The organism is Streptomyces sp. SL06 (assembly GCF_058244745.1).
Genome location: NZ_JBSYOT010000002.1, coordinates 5,913,634 through 5,933,116, shown reverse-complemented (window position 1 = coordinate 5,933,116; position 19,483 = coordinate 5,913,634). Strand labels below are relative to the sequence as shown.

Sequence of the window (19,483 nt, the reverse complement as noted above, 5' to 3'; positions counted from 1 at the left end):
GGCTCCTCGGGGTCGGGGCGGCGCGGGGCCGCGGAACGCACGGACGGCGGACGCCTCGTCACGGATGCTCGACCCCGTCCTCCAGGCGCCGGCCCCGCAGCAGGAACCAGGACGCCGCGGCGGCGGCCAGGAGGAAGCCGGCGCCGACGCCCGCCGCGAGGGTCAGGCCGTCGACGAAGGCCTGCCGGGCGGCGTCCAGCAGGGCCCCCGCCGTCCGGGCGGGCAGGCCGGCGGCGGCCTCCACCGCGCCGCCCAGTGACTCGTGGGCCGCGGCGGGGGTGCCCGCGGGCCCGCTGAAGTCGCGGTAGACGCCGGTCACGATGGAGCCGAGTACGGCGATGCCGAGGGCGGCGCCCAGTTCGTACGCCGTCTCGGAGACCGCGGAGGCGGCGCCCGCCTGCTCCCCGGGCACGCTGGAGAGGATCACGTCGGCGGTGACGGTGAACGCGAACCCGGCGCCGACGCCGACCACCAGCAGGGCCGCGCCGAGCAGCGGATAGCCGGTGTTCTGGCCGAGGACGGTCAGCGCGCCGAGCGCGAGACCGACGGCGGCGAGTCCGCCCGAGACCACGGCACGCACCGAGAAGCGCCGGGCCACCCGGCCGGCGACCAGTCCGGCCGCCACCGCGCCGACGGCGGCGGGCAGTTCGGCCAGGCCCGCTTCGAAGGGCCCCCGGCCCTGGACGAGTTGCAGGTACTGGGAGAGGAAGAACACCAGCCCGGACAGGCCCAGGATGGTCAGCAGGTCGGCCAGGACCGCGCCGCTGAAACCGCGGTTGCGGAACAGCCGCATGTCGAGCAGCGGGACCGGCATCGCCAGTTGGCGGCGGACGAACGCGCAGAGCGCGGCGGCGCCCAGCAGACCGGCGCCGAGCGCGGACCACGCGAATCCGTGTGCGGCGGCCTCCTTGACGGCGTACACGACGCCGACCATGCCGACCAGGGAGAGGGTGACGCTGCGCAGGTCCCAGGGGCCCGGGGCGGGATTGCGGGACTCGGGCAGCAGCTTGACGCCGACGAGGACCAGGACGGCCATCACGGGCAGGTTGATCAGGAAGACCGAGCCCCACCAGAAGTGCTCCAGCAGGAACCCGCCGACGACCGGGCCGACCGCCGCGCCGGCCGAGGCAGCGGCGCCCCAGATGCCGACGGCCAGGCTGCGTTCGCGCGGGTCGTGGAAGAGGTTGCGGATCAGGGCGAGGGTGGCGGGCATCAGGGTGGCGCCCGCGACGCCGAGGAGCGCCCGAGCCACGATCATCAACTCGGGCGTGTGCGCGTAGGCGTTGAGGACGGAGATCGCGCCGAACGCGGTGGCGCCGAGGAGCAGGATCCGCTTGCGGCCGATGCGGTCGCCGAGGCTGCCCATGGAGACGAGCAGACCGGCGATGACGAAGGAGTAGATGTCGCCGATCCAGAGCAACTGGGTGCCGGAGGGGGCGAGATCCTCACTGATGTAGGGGGTCGCGAGACCGAGCACGGTCGCGTCGACGGCCACCAGCAGCACGGCGAGCACGAGGACGGACAGCGCGAGCCAGCGGCCGGGGCGCCTCACCTCCTCGACGGGGCGGGCCGGCCGCAGGGCAGAGGTCATGGTTCGTCTCTCCGGAGCGCACCGCCGAGCAGCAGCTCGACGATCATGTGGGTCAGGTCGTTGCGGGCCACGCGGCCCTCGGCCACCGCCCAGGCGCCGGAGGCCAGCAGGCCGTAGAGCGCCTCGGTGAGCCAGGCCGGGGTGAGGTCGATGCGGAACTCTCCGCTGTCCTGGCCACGGCGGAAGAGCGCGGCCACCCGGGCGTCGAGGCGGGCCCAGCCCTCGTTCTGCGCCTCGCCCTCGAACAGCTGGTTCTCGGTGTAGAGGAAGGCGAGCAGACCGGCGGCGGGCTCGATCTCGCGGACCAGCCGGCGCACCGCGTCGGCCGCCGGCCCGTCGTCGAGGCGGGCCGCGTCCAGGGCGGCCTCGCACTCGGCGATGCCGAGGGACTCCAGCGCCCGGACCAGGGCGTCGCGCCCGGCGAAGTGCCTGTGCAGCGTGGCCCGGCTCAGTCCGGCGGCCCTGGCGACCTCGTCCATGGTCGCCGTGGCTCTGCGGGTGAGCAGGGCGGCGGCACTGCGCAGTACGTGGTCGCGATCTACAGCCATGAGACGACCATAACCCACATGAGACACCAATGTCTCACCCCGGACATGTGTGACTCACCTCTCGGGGCGGGTCACGGATTACGGGGGAGGGACTCAGTGCCAGGGAAGCTGCCCGCGCCGCTCCCAGTAGGCGGCCGGGTCCTCGGCGAGGCCACCGAGGCGGGCCACCTGCTCGTCGTCGAGGTCGACGGCGGCGGCGTGCAGGTTGGAGCCGAGCTGGTTCACGGTCACGGCGCCCGAGAGGACGACACCGGCCCAGGGCTGCCGCAGCACCAGCGCGAGGGCGACCGCGTCGCAGCCCAGGGCGGTCTCCCGCGCGACGGCCTTCAGCACGGCGGGCGCGTGGGGCTCGGCGAGGCGGCCGTTGGCCATGCCCTCCTTGACGATCACGGTGAGCCCGGCCTCGTGCGCCTCGGCCAGCGCCGGTCCTGCCGAGGTCTCCAGCGCGTTGTACGTCGACTGCACGGTACGGAAGAGGGGCTCGCCGTCGACGGTCACGGCGAGCGCGGCGCGAATGGCGTCGGCCTGGGCGGGGCCGCTGGTGGAGAAGCCGACACTCCTGCCGCGCGCGGCCGACTCGGCCAGCTTCGCGTGCAGCTCCTTGTCGGTGAGGGCCGGACTGTCGGGGGTGAGCGAGTGGATCTGGTAGAGGTCCAGGCGGTCGCCGAGCAGGGCGTCGGTCTCGGCGCGCTGGCGTTCGTACGTGGCCGGGCCGTGGTCCTTGACCTCGTGCTGCTCGGCGTCGGTCGACCAGCCGGCCGTGTAGGTGTAGCCCCACTTGCTGCCGACCACCACGTCGTCGGCGTCCGGGCGGTCCCGGAGCCACTCGGCGAGGAACTCCTCGGAGCGCCCGTAGGAGCGGGCCACGTCGAAGTACCGGACACCCTGCGCGTAGGCCGCGTCGAGGAGGTCGTGGGTGCGGGTGCGCAGCGCCTCGACGCCGCGGTCCTCCCCGAGGTCCCTGTCCCGGCCGAGGTTGATGTAGCCGGGGCGCCCGACGGCGGCGAGACCGAGGCCGAGGTGGCAGGTCGGGGTCGTTGCTGTGGCCAGTCGGGCGAAGGGCATCGCGGGCTCCGTTCGGTCGGCTCCGGTGGGGCTCGCGACCAACGTAACCCGCGAGGCCCCGCGGCTCGCCCCGGGACCCGGATCCGGGTCAGCCCCGCTTCCCGGCCGCCCACTCGTGCTGGGCCGCCACGTCCGCCTTCACCTCGGCGAGCTGGACGGCGACCGCGGCGGGCGCCGTACCGCCCCGGCCGTCGCGGGAGGCGAGGGCGCCGGGGACGTTGAGGACGGTGCGCACCTCGGGGGTGAGGTGGGCGGAGATCTTCGCGAACTGCTCGTCGGTCAGCTCGTCCAGCTCCTTGCCGTCGGCCTCGGCCACCTTCACGCACTCACCGGCCACCTCGTGCGCGACACGGAACGGCACGCCCTGCCTGACCAGCCACTCGGCGATGTCGGTGGCGAGGGAGAACCCGGCCGGGGCCAGCTCCTCCATCCGCTCGCGGTGCACGGTGAGGGTGGCCATCATGCCGGTGAAGGCGGGGAGCAGGATCTCCAGCTGGTCGATGGAGTCGAAGACCGGCTCCTTGTCCTCCTGGAGGTCGCGGTTGTAGGCGAGCGGGAGGGCCTTGAGAGTGGCCATCAGCCCGGTGAGGTTGCCGATGAGGCGGCCGGACTTGCCGCGGGCCAGCTCGGCGATGTCGGGGTTCTTCTTCTGCGGCATGATCGAGGAGCCGGTGGAGAAGGCGTCGTGCAGGGTCACGAAGGAGAACTCCTTCGTGTTCCAGATGATGATCTCCTCGGCGATCCGGGAGACGTTGACGCCGATCATCGCGGTGATGAAGGCGAACTCGGCGACGAAGTCGCGGGAGGCCGTGCCGTCGATGGAGTTGGCCGCGCTGCCGTGCTCGAACCCGAGGTCGCGGGCGACCGCCTCCGGGTCCAGGCCGAGGCTGCTGCCCGCGAGCGCTCCCGAGCCGTACGGCGAGACGGCCGTGCGCTCGTCCCACTGGCGCAGCCGCTCCGCGTCCCGGGACAGGGCCTGGACATGGGCGAGGACATGGTGGGCGAAGAGCACCGGCTGGGCGTGCTGGAGGTGGGTGCGGCCGGGCATCGCCACGCCGGGGTGGGCCTCGGCGAGGCCGATCAGCGCGTCCTGGAGGTCGGCGACCAGGGCGCCGACGGTGCGGGCGTGGTCGCGCAGGTACATCCGGAAGAGGGTGGCCACCTGGTCGTTGCGGGAGCGGCCGGCGCGCAGCTTGCCGCCGAGGTCGGGGCCGAGCCGTTCCAGCAGGCCGCGCTCCAGGGCGGTGTGGACGTCCTCGTCGGCGATGGTGCCGGTGAAGGAGCCGTCGGCGACATCCGCCTCCAGCCGGTCGAGGCCGGCGATCATCCGGGCCAGCTCGTCCTCGGTGAGCAGCCCCGCCGCGTGCAGCACGCGCGCGTGGGCGCGCGATCCGGCGATGTCGTAGGGCGCGAGGCGCCAGTCGAAGTGGACGGACGCGGACAGCTTCGCCAGGGCCTCGGCGGGACCGTCGGCGAAACGGCCGCCCCAGAGCCGGACGTCACCGCTGTTGCTGCTCACTTGACTCGCTCCTCATCAGGGACGTTGCTATGCATGAGTATGCAGAGTAATGCATGACTCGTCAATCTCGCCGGATCTTCTCCGGACAGACGCGGGAGCGCGCCCCATAATCGTTGGACATGGGAAAGACTTATGAGCGCATCGACGGCAGACTCCGCGCCTTCATCGAGGCACAGCCCCTGTTCTTCACCGCCACCGCTCCGCTGGCCGGCGACGGCACGGTCAACCTGTCCCCCAAGGGTCTCACCGGCAGCTTCGCGGTGCTCGACGAACTCACCGTGGCCTACCTCGACTTCGCCGGCTCCAACGCCGAGACCATCGCCCATCTGCGGGAGAACGGGCGGATCACCCTGATGTGGTGCGCCTTCCAGGGCCCGCCGACCATCGTCCGGGTGCACGGCCGCGGCGAGCCGGTCTTCCGCGACGACCCGCGCTTCCCGGACCTGCTCACCCGCTTCCCGGACATCGACGCCCACGACCACGGGCTGCGCGCCATCATCGTCGTGGCCGCCGAACTCATCCGCGACGCCTGCGGATTCGCCGTCCCGCTCATGACGTACGAGAGCGACCGGGACGTGCACGGCAAGCGGTTCGCCCGCGAGGACGATGCCTCGCTGAGCGCGTACTTCACCAAGAAGGAGCACGTGGCCACGAGCCTGGACGGCCTTCCCGGGCTGCCGTTGCCGCTCCCCCCGTCTGGCGTCTGAGGCATGCGCCCCGGTGTCGTCGCCGTCCTCGTCTCCGCGTCCCTCCTCGCGCTCGGTGCCGCGCCCGCCGGCGGGCCACCGCCCCGGCCACTGCCCGCCCGGATGGCGGACACCGGCGGCGGCAGCCAGCTGATCACCGCGGTCGCGCCGGACACCGGCTCGACGACAGGCACCGTCACCTGGTGGGACCGCGGGCGCGGCAGCGGCGGCCGATGGGTGAGGGCCGGTTCCGCGCGCGCCCGCTTCGGCGCCGGCGGGCTGACCGACGGGGCGGCCCGCGAACAGGGCACCAGCACCACCCCGACCGGCCTGTACGACCTGCCGTACGCCTTCGGCATCCGGGTGGCGCCGCACGGCACGGCCTACCCCTACCGCCCGGTGCGCCAGGACTCCTGGTGGTGCCAGGACAACGCCTCCCGCTCCTACAACCGCTGGAGCGAACCACTGCCCGCCGACTGCCGCGCCGCCGAGGCCGAGCATCTGGTCACCTACACCGCGCAGTACGCGCACGCCCTGGTCGTCGGCTTCAACTACCGGCGTCCGGTGCGCGGACGCGGCGCGGGCATCTTCCTGCATGTCAACGGGAGCGGGGCGACCGCCGGTTGCGTGTCGGTGCCGGCGGAGGCGATGCGCCGGATCCTGCGCTGGGCCGAGCCGCGGAAGCGGCCGCACATCGCGATCGGCACCGCGGACGGGGCGACGGCCGTCACCCGCTACTGAACGCGGGCAGGAGTACCGGCACCGGCTGAACGCTCGGACGGCGCGGCGCGTATCTGTGGGTCAAGGGTCAAGTCCCCACGGAGGAACCGTGACCACCACGCTCGCCGGCGGCCGTGCCGCCCGCCGTCAGACGATGCGGCGCATCCGTCCGCGCCGCTCCCCCGCCGTCCCCCTACTGCTCGCCGTATGGGCGGGCGCGGCGGGCGTGTTGTGGCTGTGGTGGCGCAACACGCCCGCCATTTCCGACGACACCGGCAAGATCATCAACGCCGGCCGGATCACCGGTCTGCTCGCCGGGTACCTGATGGCCCTGGTGGTGCTCCAGATGGCCCGGGTACCGGCGCTGGAGCGGCGGGTCGGCTCGGACCGGGTCGCCCGCTGGCACGCCATGACCGGCCGCTACACGCTCTGCCTGGTCCTCGCCCATGTCTTCCTGATCATGTGGGGCTACGCCGCGCAGGCCGGCAAGGGCCTCGGCGACATCGTCGCGCAGACCGTCGACTCCGTGAACCAGTTGCCGGACATGGGCAAGGCCGCCATCGGCACCGGACTGCTGGTGCTGATCGGGCTGCTCTCCATCGGCCCGGTCCGCCGCCGGATCCCGTACGACGCCTGGTACCACGTGCATCTGCTCACCTACGCGGCGGTGTTCCTGACCTTCTGGCACCAGTTGACCACCGGCAACGACTTCGCCGTCGAACCGGTCGCCAAGACCGTCTGGTACGTGCTGTACGGGACGGTGACCGCGCTCGTGCTCTGGTACCGCGTGCTGACCCCGCTCCGCCTGAACCTGCGGCACCGGATGCGGGTCGAGGCGGTGATCGAGGAGGCTCCTGGGATCGTGTCGGTGCTGATCGGCGGGCGCCGGCTGCACCGGATGGGCGCGGAGGCCGGGCAGTTCTTCCGCTGGCGGTTCCTGGCCCCCGGCATGCGGTTCAGCTCGCACCCGTACTCGCTGTCGGCGGCGCCCCGGCCGGACATGCTGCGCATCACGGTGAAGGCGATCGGCGACCACAGCACCCGGCTGCGGGAGCTGACGCCCGGCACCCGGGTGTGGGCGGAGGGCCCGTACGGCGCCCTGACCGCCCAGCGCCGCAGCCGCGGCAAGGTGCTGCTGGTGGCGGGCGGGGTGGGCATCACTCCGATGCGGGCGCTGTTCGAGACGCTGCCCGGCGCGGCCGGCGACATCACTCTGCTCTACCGGGCCAACAGCACGCAGGAGCTGGCGCTGTGGGACGAACTCGCCGGGATCGCCGACGAGCGCGGGGCCCGGCTGATGTACGCGGTCAACAGCCCGGAGGGCGAGCGCCCCGACATCTCCGCGGAGAGCCTGACCCGCAAGATTCCGGACGTTGAGCGCCACGACGTCTTCCTGTGCGGACCGCCCGGTTTCGCCCAGTCGGTGTACGAGGCACTGCGCGGTGCGGGGGTCCCCGCCCGCCGTATCCACCACGAGTCGTTCGAGATGTGAGCGACGGACATCAGGAGTCCAGGACAGATGAGGAAAAGCCACCCCGTACGACGTGCCGTGATCGCCGGCGCCGCGACCGTGTCCGGGATCGTGCTGCTGCTGTCGCTGAAACCGGCGTCCGACCCGGGCTCCGCCTCTGCGGCGGGCGGCGCCGCTCCGCCCGTGGCCGCCCAGTCGCCGCAGGGCGGCCGGGGGGCCGGGGACGGCACGGTCACGGGTGACGCGGCCACGACCCAGTACGGGCCCGTACAGGTCCGGCTCACGGTGAGCGGCGGGAAGATCACCGATGCCGAGGCCGTGCAGGCACCCAAGGGCGGGCAGAGCGACCAGATCACCGCCGACGCCGTACCCAAACTCAACAAGGCCGCCATCACCGCCGGCACCGCCGACATCGACGCCGTCTCCGGCGCCACCTACACCAGCGCCGGATACCAGAAGTCCCTCCAATCGGCCCTGGACAAACTGGCCGCCTCCGCCGAACAGGAAGCGGGCGGCGGCGGCCAAGGCGCACAGGTCCTCACCGGTGACGCCGCCCAGACCCAGTACGGGCCCGTACAGGTCCGGGTCACCGTCAGCGGCGGGAAGATCACCGACGCCCAGGCCGTGCAGGCACCCAAGGGCGGGCAGAGCGACCAGATCACCGCCGACGCCGTACCCAAACTCAACAAGGCCGCCATCACCGCCGGCACCGCCGACATCGACGCCGTCTCCGGCGCCACCTACACCAGCGCCGGATACCAGAAGTCCCTCCAATCGGCCCTGGACAAACTGGCCGCCGCCCCCGCCGAACAGGGCTCGGACGACGCCGGCCAGGAAGCGGGCGGCGGCAACCAGGGCACACAGGTCCTCACCGGTGACGCCGCCCAGACCCAGTACGGGGCCGTACAGGTCCGGGTCACCGTCAGCGGCGGCAGGATCACCGACGTCGAGGCGCTCCAGGCGCCCAAGGGCGGCCGGAGCGACCAGGTCACCGCCGACGCCATGCCCAAACTCAACAAGGCCGCCATCACCGCCGGCACCGCCGACATCGACGCCGTCTCCGGCGCCACCTACACCAGCGCCGGATACAAGCAGTCGTTGCAGTCGGCCCTGGACCGGGCCGGTGGCTGACACCGTGGCCGAGTCCGCACAGGCTCCCGCCGCGGTGCGTCGGGTGGAGGAGACGATGGGGACCGTCTTCTCCTTCGACGTCCGCGGCGGGGAATCCACGGCGGTGCGGACTGCGCTGGACGAGGCCGTCGCCGCGCTGCGCCGTGCCGACGAGGTGTTCAGCACCTACCGGGAGGACAGCCAGGTCTCCCGGCTGGCGCGCGGTGAACTGACCGTCGAGGCGTGCGGACCCGAGGTCGCCGAGGTGCTGGAGCTGGCGGCCGAGGCGGAGCGGGTCAGCGACGGCTGGTTCAGCACGCGCTACGAGGGCCGGCTCGATCCGACCGGGATCGTCAAGGGCTGGGCCGTGGAGCGCGCCGCCCGGCGGATCGCGGCGGCGGGCGCGAGCGGGGTCAGCGTCAACGGCGGCGGGGACGTGCAGTTGCTCGGGACACCGGGGGCACGGCGGCCCTGGCGGGTCGGGGTGTCGGACCCGCTGCGTCCGGGCGGGCTCGCGGCGGTCGTCTCGGCGGCGGGCGCGGACGAACTGGCCGTGGCGACATCCGGTTCCGCCGAGCGCGGCGCCCATGTCGTCGACCCCCGCACCGGCCGCTCGGCGGTGACCGACCTGCTCTCGGTGACCGTGGTGGCCCCCCGACTGACCTGGGCGGACTGCTGGGCCACGGCGGCCTTCGCGATGGGGGCGCGGGAGGGACTGCGCTGGCTGGAGTCCCTCGACGGGGTGGAGGCGCTGCTGATCACCGCGGGGGACGAGGTGCGGTGCACGGGCGGTCTGGCGGGGTGGCTGGGGTAACCGTGCGGTGGCCGAGGTACCGGCGTTTTGACTCGCCGCGTCCTCGGCCGGCCGACCAGCGCGCCGCCCCTCTCCCCCTCCTCAGTTGCCGTTCTGAGTCAACCGCAGCAGATGGTCCGCCAGCGCCTGCCCACCCATCGGCTCCCTGCTGATCAGCATCAGCGTGTCGTCGCCCGCGATCGTCCCGAGGATGTCGTGCAGCTCCGCCTGGTCGATCGCCGAGGCGAGGAACTGCGCCGCCCCCGGAGGGGTCCGCAAAACCACGAGGTTCGCGGACGCCTCCGCCGAGATCAGCAGCTCCGCGGAGAGCCGCCGCATCCGCTCCTCCTTCGCCGACTCCCCGAGCGGGGCCCGCGGGGTACGGAAGCCGCCCTCGCTGGGCACCGCGTAGATGAGGTCGCCCTCGGCGTTGCGGATCTTCACCGCGTTCAGCTCGTCGAGATCCCGGGAGAGCGTCGCCTGGGTGACGGTCAGCCCGTCGTCGGCGAGCAGCCTCGCCAACTGGCTCTGCGAGCGCACCGGCTGCCGGTTGAGGATGTCCACGATCCGGCGGTGGCGTGCGGTGCGGGTCTGCGGCAGGGCGGGCCCCGCCGTCTGCTCGTGCTCCTGCGCGTGGCTCATCGTCGTCTCATTCTCCGGATCGTCCGTCCCCGTGGGCCGTGTCGGCGGCCTGGTCAAGGATGCCGGGCAGCGCCCCGAGGAACGCGTCCACCTCGTCGTCGCCGAGGTTCAGGGCGGGCATCAGGCGTACGACATCGGGCGCGGGCGCGTTCACCAGGATTCCGGCGTCCTGAGCCGCCTGCTGCACCTGGGGCGCGAACGGCTCGGTGAGCACGATACCCAGGAGCAGTCCCGCGCCCCGGACGTGACCGGCCAACGGGTGCCCGAGAGCCTCGATCCCACCGCGGATCCGCTCGCTCTGCCGCTTGACGTTGTCGAGCAGTCCCTCGTCGGCGATGGTGTCGAGGACGGCGAGTCCGGCGGCGCAGGCGACCGGGTTGCCGCCGAAGGTCGTGCCGTGCTGGCCGGGCCCGAGGAGTTCGGCGGCGCGGCCGAAGGCGACCGTCGCGCCCAGCGGCAGTCCGCCGCCGAGGCCCTTGGCGAGGGTGACCACGTCCGGCAGGACGCCCTCGTGGGCCTGGTACTCGAACCAGTGCCCGGTCCGGCCGACCCCGGTCTGGACCTCGTCGAGGACCAGCAGCGCCCCGGTGGCGGCGGTGATGGCGCGAGCCGCCTTCAGATAGCCGGGGGGCGGGACGACGACGCCGCTCTCGCCCTGGATCGGCTCGATGACGACGAGGGCGGTGTCCTCGGTGACGGCCGCGGCCAGCGCCTGCGGATCGCCGTACGGCACATGGGTGACGTCGCCGGGCAGCGGCAGGAACGGCTCCTGCTTGGCGGGCTGGCCGGTGAGTGCCAGGGCGCCCATGGTGCGGCCGTGGAAGCCGCCCCGGGTGGCGACCATGTGCGGTCGCCCGGTGCGCCGGCCGATCTTGAAGGCGCCCTCGTTGGCCTCCGCGCCCGAGTTGCAGAAGAAGACCTTGCCGTCCCGGCCGAAGCGCTGGAGCAGCCGTTCGGCGAGGGCGACGGGGGGCTCGGCGATGAAGAGGTTGGAGACATGTCCGAGGGAGGCGATCTGCCGGCTCACCGCCTCCACCACCGCCGGGTGGGCGTGGCCCAGGGCGTTGACCGCGATGCCGCCGACGAGGTCGAGGTACTCCTTGCCGTCGGCGTCCCAGAGCCGGCTGCCCTCACCGCGCACCAGCGGCAGGCGCGGCGTGCCGTAGTTGTTCATGAGCGTGCCCTGCCACCGCTCGGTCAGCTCCGCGTTGGTCACGGCTCCCGCTGTGTTGCTCACGGCTCCCCCTGTTCGTCCGGCACGACCATCGTGCCGATGCCCTCGTCGGTGAAGATCTCCAGCAGGATCGAGTGCTGGACCCGGCCGTCGATGACGCGGGCGGTGGTGACGCCGCCCCGTACGGCGTGCAGGCAGCCCTCCATCTTGGGCACCATGCCCGAGGACAGGTCGGGCAGCAGTTTCTCCAGCTGGGTCGCGGTGAGGCGGCTGATCACCTCGTCGGAGTTCGGCCAGTCCTCGTAGAGGCCCTCCACGTCGGTGAGGACCATGAGAGTCTCGGCGCCGAGCGCCGCAGCGAGTGCCGCAGCCGCCGTATCAGCATTGACGTTGTAGACATGGTGATCGTCCTGGGAGCGGGCGATCGACGAGACGACCGGGATGCGGCCGTCGGCGAGCAGCGCCTCGATGGCGCCGGTGTCGATCTCGGTGATCTCGCCAACCCGCCCGATGTCGACGAACTCGCCGTCGATCTCGGGCTGGTGCTTGGTGGCGGTGAGGGTGTGCGCGTCCTCGCCGGTGAGGCCGACGGCGAGCGGTCCGTGCCGGTTGAGCAGCCCGACCAGTTCGCGCTGGACCTGCCCGGCCAGCACCATCCGTACGACGTCCATGGCGTCCTCGGTGGTGACCCGCAGGCCGGCCTTGAACTCGCTGACGATGCCGTGCCGGTCAAGGGCGGCGCTGATCTGGGGGCCGCCGCCGTGCACGACGACGGGCCTGAGACCGGCGTGGCGCAGGAAGACGACGTCCTGGGCGAAGGCGGCCTTGAGGTCCTCGTCCACCATGGCGTTGCCGCCGAACTTGATGACAACCGTCTTGCCGTGGTGCCGGGTCAGCCAGGGCAGCGCCTCGATGAGGATCTGGGCCTTGGGGAGCGCGGTGTGCTTCCGCGTGGGTCCGTCGGTCATGAGGAGTAGGCGCTGTTCTCGTGGACGTAGTCGGCGGTGAGGTCGTTGGTCCAGATGGTGGCCGTGGCGTCACCGGCGGCGAGGTCGGCGACGACGTGCACCTCGCGGTAGCGCATGTCGACCAGCTCGCGGTCCTCGCCGACGCCGCCGTTCTTGCAGACCCAGACGCCGTTGATGGCGACGTTCAGCCGGTCCGGTTCGAAGGCGGCGGAGGTGGTGCCGATGGCGGACAGGACGCGGCCCCAGTTGGGGTCCTCGCCGTGGATGGCGCACTTGAGGAGGTTGTTGCGGGCGATGGTGCGGCCCACCTGGACGGCGTCGTCCTCGGTGGCGGCGTTCACGACCTCGACCTTGATGTCCTTGCTGGCGCCCTCGGCGTCCCGGATGAGCTGCCGGCCGAGGTCGTCGCAGACGGTCCGCAGGGCCTCGGCGAAGTCCGCGTACTCCGGGGTGACGCCGGAGGCGCCCGAGGCGAGCAGCAGCACCGTGTCGTTGGTGGACATGCAGCCGTCGGAGTCGACCCGGTCGAAGGTGACCCGGGTGGCGGCGCGCAGGGCGCGGTCGAGGGCCTCGGCGTCCAGGTCGGCGTCGGTGGTGATCACGACGAGCATGGTGGCGAGGCCGGGGGCGAGCATGCCGGCGCCCTTGGCCATGCCGCCGACGGTCCAGCGGTCCTTGGTCACCACGGAGGTCTTGTGCACGGTGTCGGTGGTCTTGATGGCGAGGGCGGCCTTCTCGCCGCCGTGCTCGGAGAGCCGGCCCGCGGCCTTCTCGACCCCCGGGAGCAGCTTGTCCATGGGCAGGAGCAGGCCGATGAGTCCCGTCGAGCAGACGGCGACCTCGCCCGCGCCGATGCCGAGCACCTCGGCGGCCTTCTCGGCGGTGGCGTGGGTGTCCTGGAAGCCCTTGGGACCGGTACAGGCGTTGGCGCCGCCGGAGTTGAGGACGACGGCGGTCAGCTCGCCGCTCTTGAGGACCTGCTCGGACCACAGCACCGGCGCGGCCTTGACGCGGTTGGCGGTGAAGACGCCCGCGGCGGCGCGGCGGGGGCCGGTGTTGACCACGAGGGCCAGGTCGGGGTTGCCGCTCTCCTTGATTCCGGCGGCGACGCCGGCCGCCGTGAATCCCTTCGCTGCCGTCACACTCACGGCGCAACTCCGATCGTCGTCAGTCCGGTGGTCTCGTCGAGACCCAGGGCGATGTTCATGCTCTGGACGGCACCGCCGGCGGTGCCCTTGGTCAGGTTGTCGATGGCGGCGACGGCGATGACGCGGCCCGCGGCGGTGTCGTGGGCGACCTGCACGTGGACGGCGTTGGAGGCGTGGACGGACGCGGTCGCGGGCCACTGGCCCTCGGGGAGCAGGTGCACGAAGGGCTCGTCGGCGAAGGCCTTCTCGTAGGCGGCGCGGACCGACTCGGCGGTGACTCCCGCGCGGGCCCTGGCGCTGCACGTGGCGAGGATGCCGCGGGCCATCGGCGCGAGGGTCGGTGTGAAGGAGACGGTGACCGGCTCGCCGGCGACCGCGCCGAGGTTCTGGATCATCTCGGGGGTGTGCCGGTGGCCGCCGCCGACGCCGTACGGCGACATGGAGCCCATGACCTCGCTGCCCAGCAGGTGCGGCTTGGCGGTCCTGCCCGCGCCGGAGGTGCCGGAGGCGGCGACGATCACGGCCTCGGGCTCGGCGAGGCCCGCGGCGTAGGCCGGGAAGAGGGCCAGCGACACGGCGGTCGGGTAGCAGCCGGGCACCGCGATGCGCCTGGACCCTTCGAGCGAGGCGCGGGCACCCGGCAGTTCGGGCAGGCCGTAGGGCCAGGTGCCGGCGTGCGGGGAGCCGTAGAACGTCTCCCAGTCGGCCGCGTCCTTGAGTCGGAAGTCGGCGCCCATGTCGACGACCAGCACATCCGGCCCGAGCTGCTCGGCGACGGCCGCCGACTGCCCGTGCGGCAGCGCGAGGAAGACCACGTCGTGCCCGGCGAGCACCTCGGGCGCGGTCGGCTCAAGCACCCGGTCGGCCAGCGGCAGCAGCTGCGGCTGGAGCGCGCCGAGGCGCTGACCCGCGTTGGAGTTGCCGGTCAGGGCGCCGATCTCGACCTCGGGGTGGGTCAGGAGCAGACGCAGCAGCTCACCGCCCGCATACCCACTCGCCCCGGCCACCGCCGCACGTACCGCCATGAAAAACCCTCCTCCTGGATGGCATGACTATACGTAAGGTTGCACGTTTATGCAATCCATGGGTCGGGGCGGGCGAGGCCCGTGCCGTGGTCGACAGGCAGGGCTTCACCGCCGTCCGATCCGCAGGAAGGTCACCGAGTTCGGCGGGAAGGTGTACGTGAACGCGTCCGCCACCCCCGTGAAGTTCGACCGCACCGGGGCGACCGGCGTCTCCGTCTCGGTGTTGACGGCGTCGCGGTCGGCGGACAGCGTGGTGACCTGGGCGTTGGGTTCGACCTCGGCGCCCCCGAGGTCGACGGTCGTAGGGGCCGGCGTGTCCTGGGCGTTGACGACCTTGACGATCAGCTCGCCGGTCCGCTCGTCCTCGGTGACGATCTGGCGGAACGGCTCGGCCGGCCTGTCGTCGGTGAAGCCGCCCCACTCCTCTCCGTCGAGGTAGAGGGTGACCTGCCGGCCCCGCACCCGGATGTCGATGCCGTAGGCGCGGCCCGTCTCGATCGACCCGGCCTTCGGCAGGAGCGTCGACTTGCCGCCGTCCGAGGCCTGTTCGACGGCGGACCGGGTGTTGTCCCAGCCGCCCAGGTTCCACCAGTAGTAGTTGCCGGTGTCCTGGACGCCGAAGGCGACGAGGAAGCCCTCCCTGCCGGACTTCTTGGTGGCCCTCACCCGCAGGTCGTAGTCGTGCCAGGCCGGGTCGCCCGCCGTGACCATGGTGTTCTCGGCGGACTCGTCCGTCTGGACGTACGCGCCGTCCCGGACCGTCCAGTCGCCGGCGCCGGTGTGGGTCCACCGCGCCGCGCCGCCGGAGAAGTCGTCGGACAGCAGGGTCCTCCCGTCCGCCGAGGTCACCTCCACGTCGTCGTAGGCCGCACTGGTCGCCCAGGTGGACAGGCCGACGGCGCCGGTGATGGGACCGCTGACGGCGGGCGTGCCGGTCGCCTTCGAGGGCACGACGCGGTCGCCGGTGTTGTTCATGAACAGCTTCTGGAGGGCGGTGACGCCGAGACCGATTCTCCGGCGGGTGCGTGACATGGATCCTCCGCGGCTCTCACCAGATCGTTCGAGATGTCGGACATTGGTCAGCACTTCGAACGGCAAGATAGGGAGGGCGCGTGGGCACGTCAATGGGTCGCGCGGCAACCAGTGGGCCGGAGCGGGAAAGCGAGTGGAAATGGGCGAGTCGTGGCCGGTGCCGGACGTGCTGGCGTATCTCGCGGGCCGGTGGCGCACCGAGCGGTCGGTGCGGGATCTGGCGAGCGGCGCGGAGGGCCGCTTCGAGGGGACCACGGTGTTCGAGGCGCTCGCCGGCGGCGGACTGCTGAGCCGGGAGTCCGGCGCCTTCACCTGGCAGGGTGTGGCCCGCCCCGCCGAGCGGACGCTGCGCTACGCGCCGGGGGCCGTGCCGGGCACCGCCGATGTGCGCTTCGCGGACGGCCGGCCCTTCCACGGCCTTGATCTGACCTCCGGGCGCCATGTGGCCGACCATCCGTGCGCCGCCGACCTCTACCGCGGCGAGTTCACCGTCCGGGACGAGAACCGCTGGCGGACCGTGTGGCGTGTGGGCGGTCCGGCCAAGGACCTGCTGCTCACAACGGATTACCGCCGCGAAACGCCGGATTGGGTGAGCCCCGGGCCGGCGTCCCCTCGAAGCGAAGGCTCCAGCGGCCCGCGTGACCGGTGACCGTGGTCGCCGACAGCGGGCGTACGTCCAGGTTCCAGTAGGTCGCGGGCGGTGCCTTCAGCGCGTAGACCAGTGCGGCCCGGATCACGGAGGGTTCGGCCACGGCGACGATGCGGTCGCCGTCGTCGCCCGGACGGGTGTCGAGCCAGCCGCCGACGCGGGTGATGAAGTCCAGCAGTGACTCCCCGCCGTGCGGGGCCGAGCGCGGATCGGCGAACCAGGCGTCCACGGCGGTCGGCTCGCGGGCCATGGCCTCGCCCAGGGTCAGCCCGCGCCAGCGGCCCATGTCGCATTCTCTCAGGGCGAGTTGCATCAGCGCCGCGTAACCGAGGGCGTCCGCGGTGGCCCGGCTGCGGGGGGTCGGCGAGCAGTAGCGCAGTTCGGCCGCGGCGAGCGGCAGCAGCTCCCCCGCGACGCGCAGCACCTCGTCCCAGCCGCCCTGGTCCAGCGGCCGGTCGTCCTCGAAGCGCTCCGCGAGCAGCGGTGAGCTGCGCGCAGCCGCGACGAACGTGAGCCGAAGCGCCATGCGGTGATGGTGCTGCGCAAAAGTGGGCAGGTCAAGGGGCGTTAGCTGTGGGTTATCCACAGTACGCCCCGGTTCACTCGGCGAGGGCGGGCGGCAGCCACCGGCCCGATCGGTCCGGCGCCGTCGGACCTAGGCCGCCGTGGACACCCGTGCGCGCGTCCCTTCGGGCGGGACGCCGCCGTCCGCGTCAGCCGCCCCACACCTCGGCGCAGGCCGTGCGCAGACGCCGTACCCCTTGCGCGATCTCCCCGACGCCCGCGACCGCCGCGAAGCTCAGCCGGAGGTGGGCGGCGGGGGGTTCGGCGCTGAAGTACGGGCGGCCCGGCGTGATCGCGACGCCGGCCCGCAGGGCGGCCGCGGTGAGGGCGGCCTCGTCGGTGCCCTCGGGCAGGCGCGGCCACAGGTGGTAGCCGCCGGACGGGACGTGCGGCAGCGACACCTCGGGCAGATGCAGGCCGAGCGCGGACGTCATCGCATCCCGGCGGGCCTTCAGCTCCGCCGAGATCACGCGCAGATGGCGCGGCCAGGCGGGCGAACCGACGAGTTCCAGCGCCGCCTCCTGGAGGGGCCTGGGCACGAAGAAGGTGTCGACGACCTGGATGGCCCGCAGCCGCTCCAGCACCGGTCCGCGCGCGGCCAGGGCGCTGACCCGGAAGCTGGGCGAGGTCGCCTTGGTCAGCGAGCAGACGTGGACGACCACGCCGTCCGGGTCGTCGGCGGCGAGCGGGGCCGGCAGCGGGCCCGCGTCCTCGTGCACGAGCCGCCTGACGAAGTCGTCCTCGACGACGAAGGCGCCGGCCGCGCGGGCGATGCGCAGCACCTCGCCGCGCCGCTCGGGGGCGAGCACGGCGCCGGTCGGGTTCTGGAACAGCGGCTGGCAGACGAAGACGCGGGCGCCGGTGGCCCGGAAGGCGTCGGCGAGCAGGGCCGGCCGCACGCCGTCGGCGTCCACCGGGACCGGAACCGGGCGCAGTCCGGCCGCGCGCGCGATGGCCAGCATGCCGGGGTAGGTCGGGGACTCGACCAGCACGGGGGTGCCGGGCGGGGCGAGGGCGCGCAGGGCGGTGGTCAGCGCGGACTGGCCGCCCGCGGTGACCAGTACCTCGGCGGCGCTGACACCTCCCCCGGGCCCGCCGATGCTGCGCGCGAACCACTCCCGCAGCTCGGGCAGCCCCTCCATGGGCGGCCTCCCCCACGCGCCGGGCCGCCGCCCCGCCCGGGAGAGGGCCGCCGCCATCGCCCGCTCCGGCTGCAACGACGGGTGCAGATAGCCGCCGTTGAACTCCACGACACCGGGCGGCGGGGCGGCCAGCGAGACCAGTACCCCGGAGGCGTCCACCGAGCGCGGTACGAGGTCGGCGGCGCCGTCGGCGCTGAGCGCGACCTCCTGCCAGGAGGTGTCCCCGGCGGGCGCGGCCGAGGGGCGCGGCCGGGCACGGAAGGCACCGGCGCCGGGACGGGTGACCACCAGTCCCTCGGCGGCCAGTTGCGCCAGGGCCCGGGAGACGGTCACCGGGCTCACCCGGAATCGGTCGACGAGGGCCCGGCTGGATGGGAGCTTTCCGCCGGGAGAGTAGCGGTCCAGCTCCCGTCGCAGCTCGTTCGCCAGGTCAGCAACGCTGCTACGCTCGTGCATGAGAGCACAGAGTAGCGCTACCGATCCGTCCGCGATAGCAGTCAACAGCGCAGGCGCGGCCCACGGGAGTACGGCCCCCGGCACCCTTCAGGCCGCGCTCGGTGTCGTCGCCTTCTCCCTCACCTTCCCGGCCACCGCCTGGGGGCTGGAGGGCTTCGGCCTCTGGTCCCTGATCGCGGTGCGCAGCATCCTCGCCGCGGTGATCGCCGGCGGCTGCCTGCTGGCGCTGAGGGTGCCGCCGCCGGAGCGCCGGCACTGGTCCGGGCTGGCGGTGGTGGGCGCGGGAGTGGTCCTCGGCTTCCCCCTCCTGACCACTCTCGCCCTGCGCACCTCGACCACCGCGCACGCCGCCGTCGTGGTCGGCCTGCTTCCGCTGACCACCGCGCTGCTGTCCGCCCTGCGCGTCGGCACCCGCCCCTCGCGCACCTTCTGGATCGCCGCCCTCGCGGGTGCGGCGGCCGTGCTCGCCTTCACGGTGCAGCAGAGCGGCGGCGCCCTGACCGCTGCGGACGTTTATCTCTTCGGGGCGCTGCTGGTGTGCGCGGCCGGCTACACGGAGGGCGGGCGGCTGGCCCGGGTGATGCCGGGCTGGCAGGTCATCGGCTGGGCGCTGGCGCTGTGCCTGCCGCTGACGGTGCCGCTGGCCGCCGTGGCCCTGTCGTTCGAGCCGGTGCGCATGACGGCGCACAGTGTGACCGGGCTGCTGTGGGTGGCGGCGGGTTCGCAGTTCCTCGGCCTGGTCCTCTGGTACCGGGGCATGGCGGCCATCGGCATCCCGAAGGCCAGCCAGTTGCAGCTGGCCCAGCCGCTGCTCACACTGGTGTGGTCGGTACTTCTCCTGGGCGAGCACCTGACGGTGGCCGCTCCGCTGACGGCCGCGGCGGTACTGGTGTGCATCGCGGTCACCCAGCGGGCCCGGGGCTGAGCCGAACACAAGTGAGCCCGCACACAAGTGAGCCCGCACACAGGTGAGGAGGCCTCACACATGCGCGCAACCAAGGGCGACCGACTGGTCAGGCACGGCCGGGTGGTCGGTGAGCACGACCAGGTCGCGGAGATCGTCGAAGTGATGGGCGAGAAGGGCTCTCCCCCGTACCGGGTCCGGTTCGAGGACGGGCACGAGAGCGTGTGCTCGCCCGGACCCGATTCCGAGATCCGGCAGAAGAAGACCCGGCGGTAG

19 protein-coding genes and 1 pseudogene are annotated in these 19,483 nt (G+C 72.9%); 8 read left to right on the top strand and 12 right to left on the bottom strand.

What is annotated here, in order from left to right; translation table 11 throughout:
* Window positions 1-58: 58 nt before the first annotated feature.
* From AC4IHM_RS27215 to argH, 4 genes are all read right to left on the bottom strand, one after another.
* On the bottom strand, window positions 59-1,591 hold the full coding sequence (locus AC4IHM_RS27215) for an MFS transporter (protein WP_490869619.1): 1,533 nt from the start codon (window positions 1,589-1,591) through the stop codon (window positions 59-61).
* Complete coding sequence (locus AC4IHM_RS27210; protein ID WP_490869618.1) at window positions 1,588-2,139, bottom strand: TetR/AcrR family transcriptional regulator; 552 nt, start codon at window positions 2,137-2,139, stop codon at window positions 1,588-1,590. Before AC4IHM_RS27210 ends, AC4IHM_RS27215 begins: the two co-directional genes overlap by 4 nt.
* Before the next feature lie 93 nt (window positions 2,140-2,232).
* Window positions 2,233-3,204, bottom strand: a complete 972-nt coding sequence (locus tag AC4IHM_RS27205) for an aldo/keto reductase (protein ID WP_490869617.1) — start codon at window positions 3,202-3,204, stop codon at window positions 2,233-2,235.
* Window positions 3,205-3,292: 88 nt separating this feature from the next.
* Window positions 3,293-4,723, bottom strand: coding sequence for an argininosuccinate lyase (gene argH, locus AC4IHM_RS27200; protein WP_490869616.1), 1,431 nt, complete (start codon window positions 4,721-4,723; stop codon window positions 3,293-3,295).
* A gap of 119 nt (window positions 4,724-4,842) precedes the next feature.
* On the opposite strand from argH, the gene AC4IHM_RS27195 reads away from it, so the two are divergent.
* The 5 genes from AC4IHM_RS27195 to AC4IHM_RS27175 all read left to right on the top strand — a co-directional run bounded on the left by AC4IHM_RS27195 (window position 4,843) and on the right by AC4IHM_RS27175 (window position 9,524).
* Complete coding sequence (locus AC4IHM_RS27195) at window positions 4,843-5,430, top strand: pyridoxamine 5'-phosphate oxidase family protein (RefSeq protein ID WP_490869615.1); 588 nt, start codon at window positions 4,843-4,845, stop codon at window positions 5,428-5,430.
* Window positions 5,431-5,433: 3 nt separating this feature from the next.
* On the top strand, window positions 5,434-6,150 hold the full coding sequence (locus AC4IHM_RS27190; protein ID WP_490869614.1) for a L,D-transpeptidase family protein: 717 nt from the start codon (window positions 5,434-5,436) through the stop codon (window positions 6,148-6,150).
* Window positions 6,151-6,238: 88 nt separating this feature from the next.
* Window positions 6,239-7,621 (top strand): ferredoxin reductase family protein, encoded by a 1,383-nt coding sequence (locus tag AC4IHM_RS27185; RefSeq protein ID WP_490869613.1) that lies wholly within the window; start codon window positions 6,239-6,241, stop codon window positions 7,619-7,621.
* Between the two features lie 27 nt (window positions 7,622-7,648).
* Window positions 7,649-8,731, top strand: a complete 1,083-nt coding sequence (locus AC4IHM_RS27180) for an FMN-binding protein (RefSeq protein WP_490869612.1) — start codon at window positions 7,649-7,651, stop codon at window positions 8,729-8,731.
* A gap of 55 nt (window positions 8,732-8,786) precedes the next feature.
* Entirely contained in the window at window positions 8,787-9,524 is a 738-nt protein-coding gene (locus tag AC4IHM_RS27175; protein WP_490870953.1) for an FAD:protein FMN transferase, read from the top strand.
* A gap of 81 nt (window positions 9,525-9,605) precedes the next feature.
* Here AC4IHM_RS27175 and AC4IHM_RS27170 read toward each other — a convergent pair whose 3' ends face one another.
* The 6 genes and pseudogenes from AC4IHM_RS27170 to AC4IHM_RS27145 form a co-directional block, all read right to left on the bottom strand.
* Window positions 9,606-10,145: an arginine repressor gene (locus AC4IHM_RS27170; protein WP_490869611.1), complete on the bottom strand. Its 540-nt coding sequence runs from the start codon at window positions 10,143-10,145 to the stop codon at window positions 9,606-9,608.
* 7 nt (window positions 10,146-10,152) lie between these two features.
* On the bottom strand, window positions 10,153-11,361 hold the full coding sequence (locus tag AC4IHM_RS27165) for an acetylornithine transaminase (RefSeq protein WP_490870952.1): 1,209 nt from the start codon (window positions 11,359-11,361) through the stop codon (window positions 10,153-10,155).
* 17 nt (window positions 11,362-11,378) lie between these two features.
* Window positions 11,379-12,287, bottom strand: coding sequence for an acetylglutamate kinase (gene argB / locus AC4IHM_RS27160; RefSeq protein WP_490869610.1), 909 nt, complete (start codon window positions 12,285-12,287; stop codon window positions 11,379-11,381).
* Window positions 12,284-13,435, bottom strand: a complete 1,152-nt coding sequence (argJ, locus tag AC4IHM_RS27155) for a bifunctional glutamate N-acetyltransferase/amino-acid acetyltransferase ArgJ (protein WP_490869609.1) — start codon at window positions 13,433-13,435, stop codon at window positions 12,284-12,286. Before argJ ends, argB begins: the two co-directional genes overlap by 4 nt.
* Window positions 13,432-14,460, bottom strand: coding sequence for an N-acetyl-gamma-glutamyl-phosphate reductase (gene argC, locus AC4IHM_RS27150; protein ID WP_490869608.1), 1,029 nt, complete (start codon window positions 14,458-14,460; stop codon window positions 13,432-13,434). The genes argJ and argC overlap by 4 nt, the downstream gene beginning before the upstream one ends.
* 105 nt (window positions 14,461-14,565) lie before the next feature.
* A pseudogene (locus AC4IHM_RS27145) lies at window positions 14,566-15,450 on the bottom strand (alpha-L-arabinofuranosidase C-terminal domain-containing protein); the annotation flags it as partial.
* Window positions 15,451-15,631: 181 nt separating this feature from the next.
* Here AC4IHM_RS27145 and AC4IHM_RS27140 point away from each other — a divergent pair.
* Entirely contained in the window at window positions 15,632-16,141 is a 510-nt protein-coding gene (locus tag AC4IHM_RS27140; RefSeq protein ID WP_490869607.1) for a DUF6314 family protein, read from the top strand.
* Here the strand turns inward: AC4IHM_RS27140 and AC4IHM_RS27135 are convergent.
* Together AC4IHM_RS27135 and AC4IHM_RS27130 are read right to left on the bottom strand one after the other, a co-directional pair.
* Complete coding sequence (locus AC4IHM_RS27135) at window positions 16,047-16,667, bottom strand: histidine phosphatase family protein (protein WP_490869606.1); 621 nt, start codon at window positions 16,665-16,667, stop codon at window positions 16,047-16,049. The two genes, AC4IHM_RS27140 and AC4IHM_RS27135, sit on opposite strands and share 95 nt — an antisense overlap.
* Before the next feature lie 187 nt (window positions 16,668-16,854).
* Window positions 16,855-18,303, bottom strand: coding sequence for an aminotransferase-like domain-containing protein (locus tag AC4IHM_RS27130; RefSeq protein ID WP_490869605.1), 1,449 nt, complete (start codon window positions 18,301-18,303; stop codon window positions 16,855-16,857).
* Here AC4IHM_RS27130 and AC4IHM_RS27125 point away from each other — a divergent pair.
* Together AC4IHM_RS27125 and AC4IHM_RS27120 are read left to right on the top strand one after the other, a co-directional pair.
* Complete coding sequence (locus AC4IHM_RS27125; protein ID WP_490869604.1) at window positions 18,302-19,228, top strand: DMT family transporter; 927 nt, start codon at window positions 18,302-18,304, stop codon at window positions 19,226-19,228. The genes AC4IHM_RS27130 and AC4IHM_RS27125 overlap by 2 nt on opposite strands.
* A 60-nt stretch (window positions 19,229-19,288) precedes the next feature.
* Window positions 19,289-19,483: a DUF1918 domain-containing protein gene (locus tag AC4IHM_RS27120; protein WP_490869603.1), complete on the top strand. Its 195-nt coding sequence runs from the start codon at window positions 19,289-19,291 to the stop codon at window positions 19,481-19,483.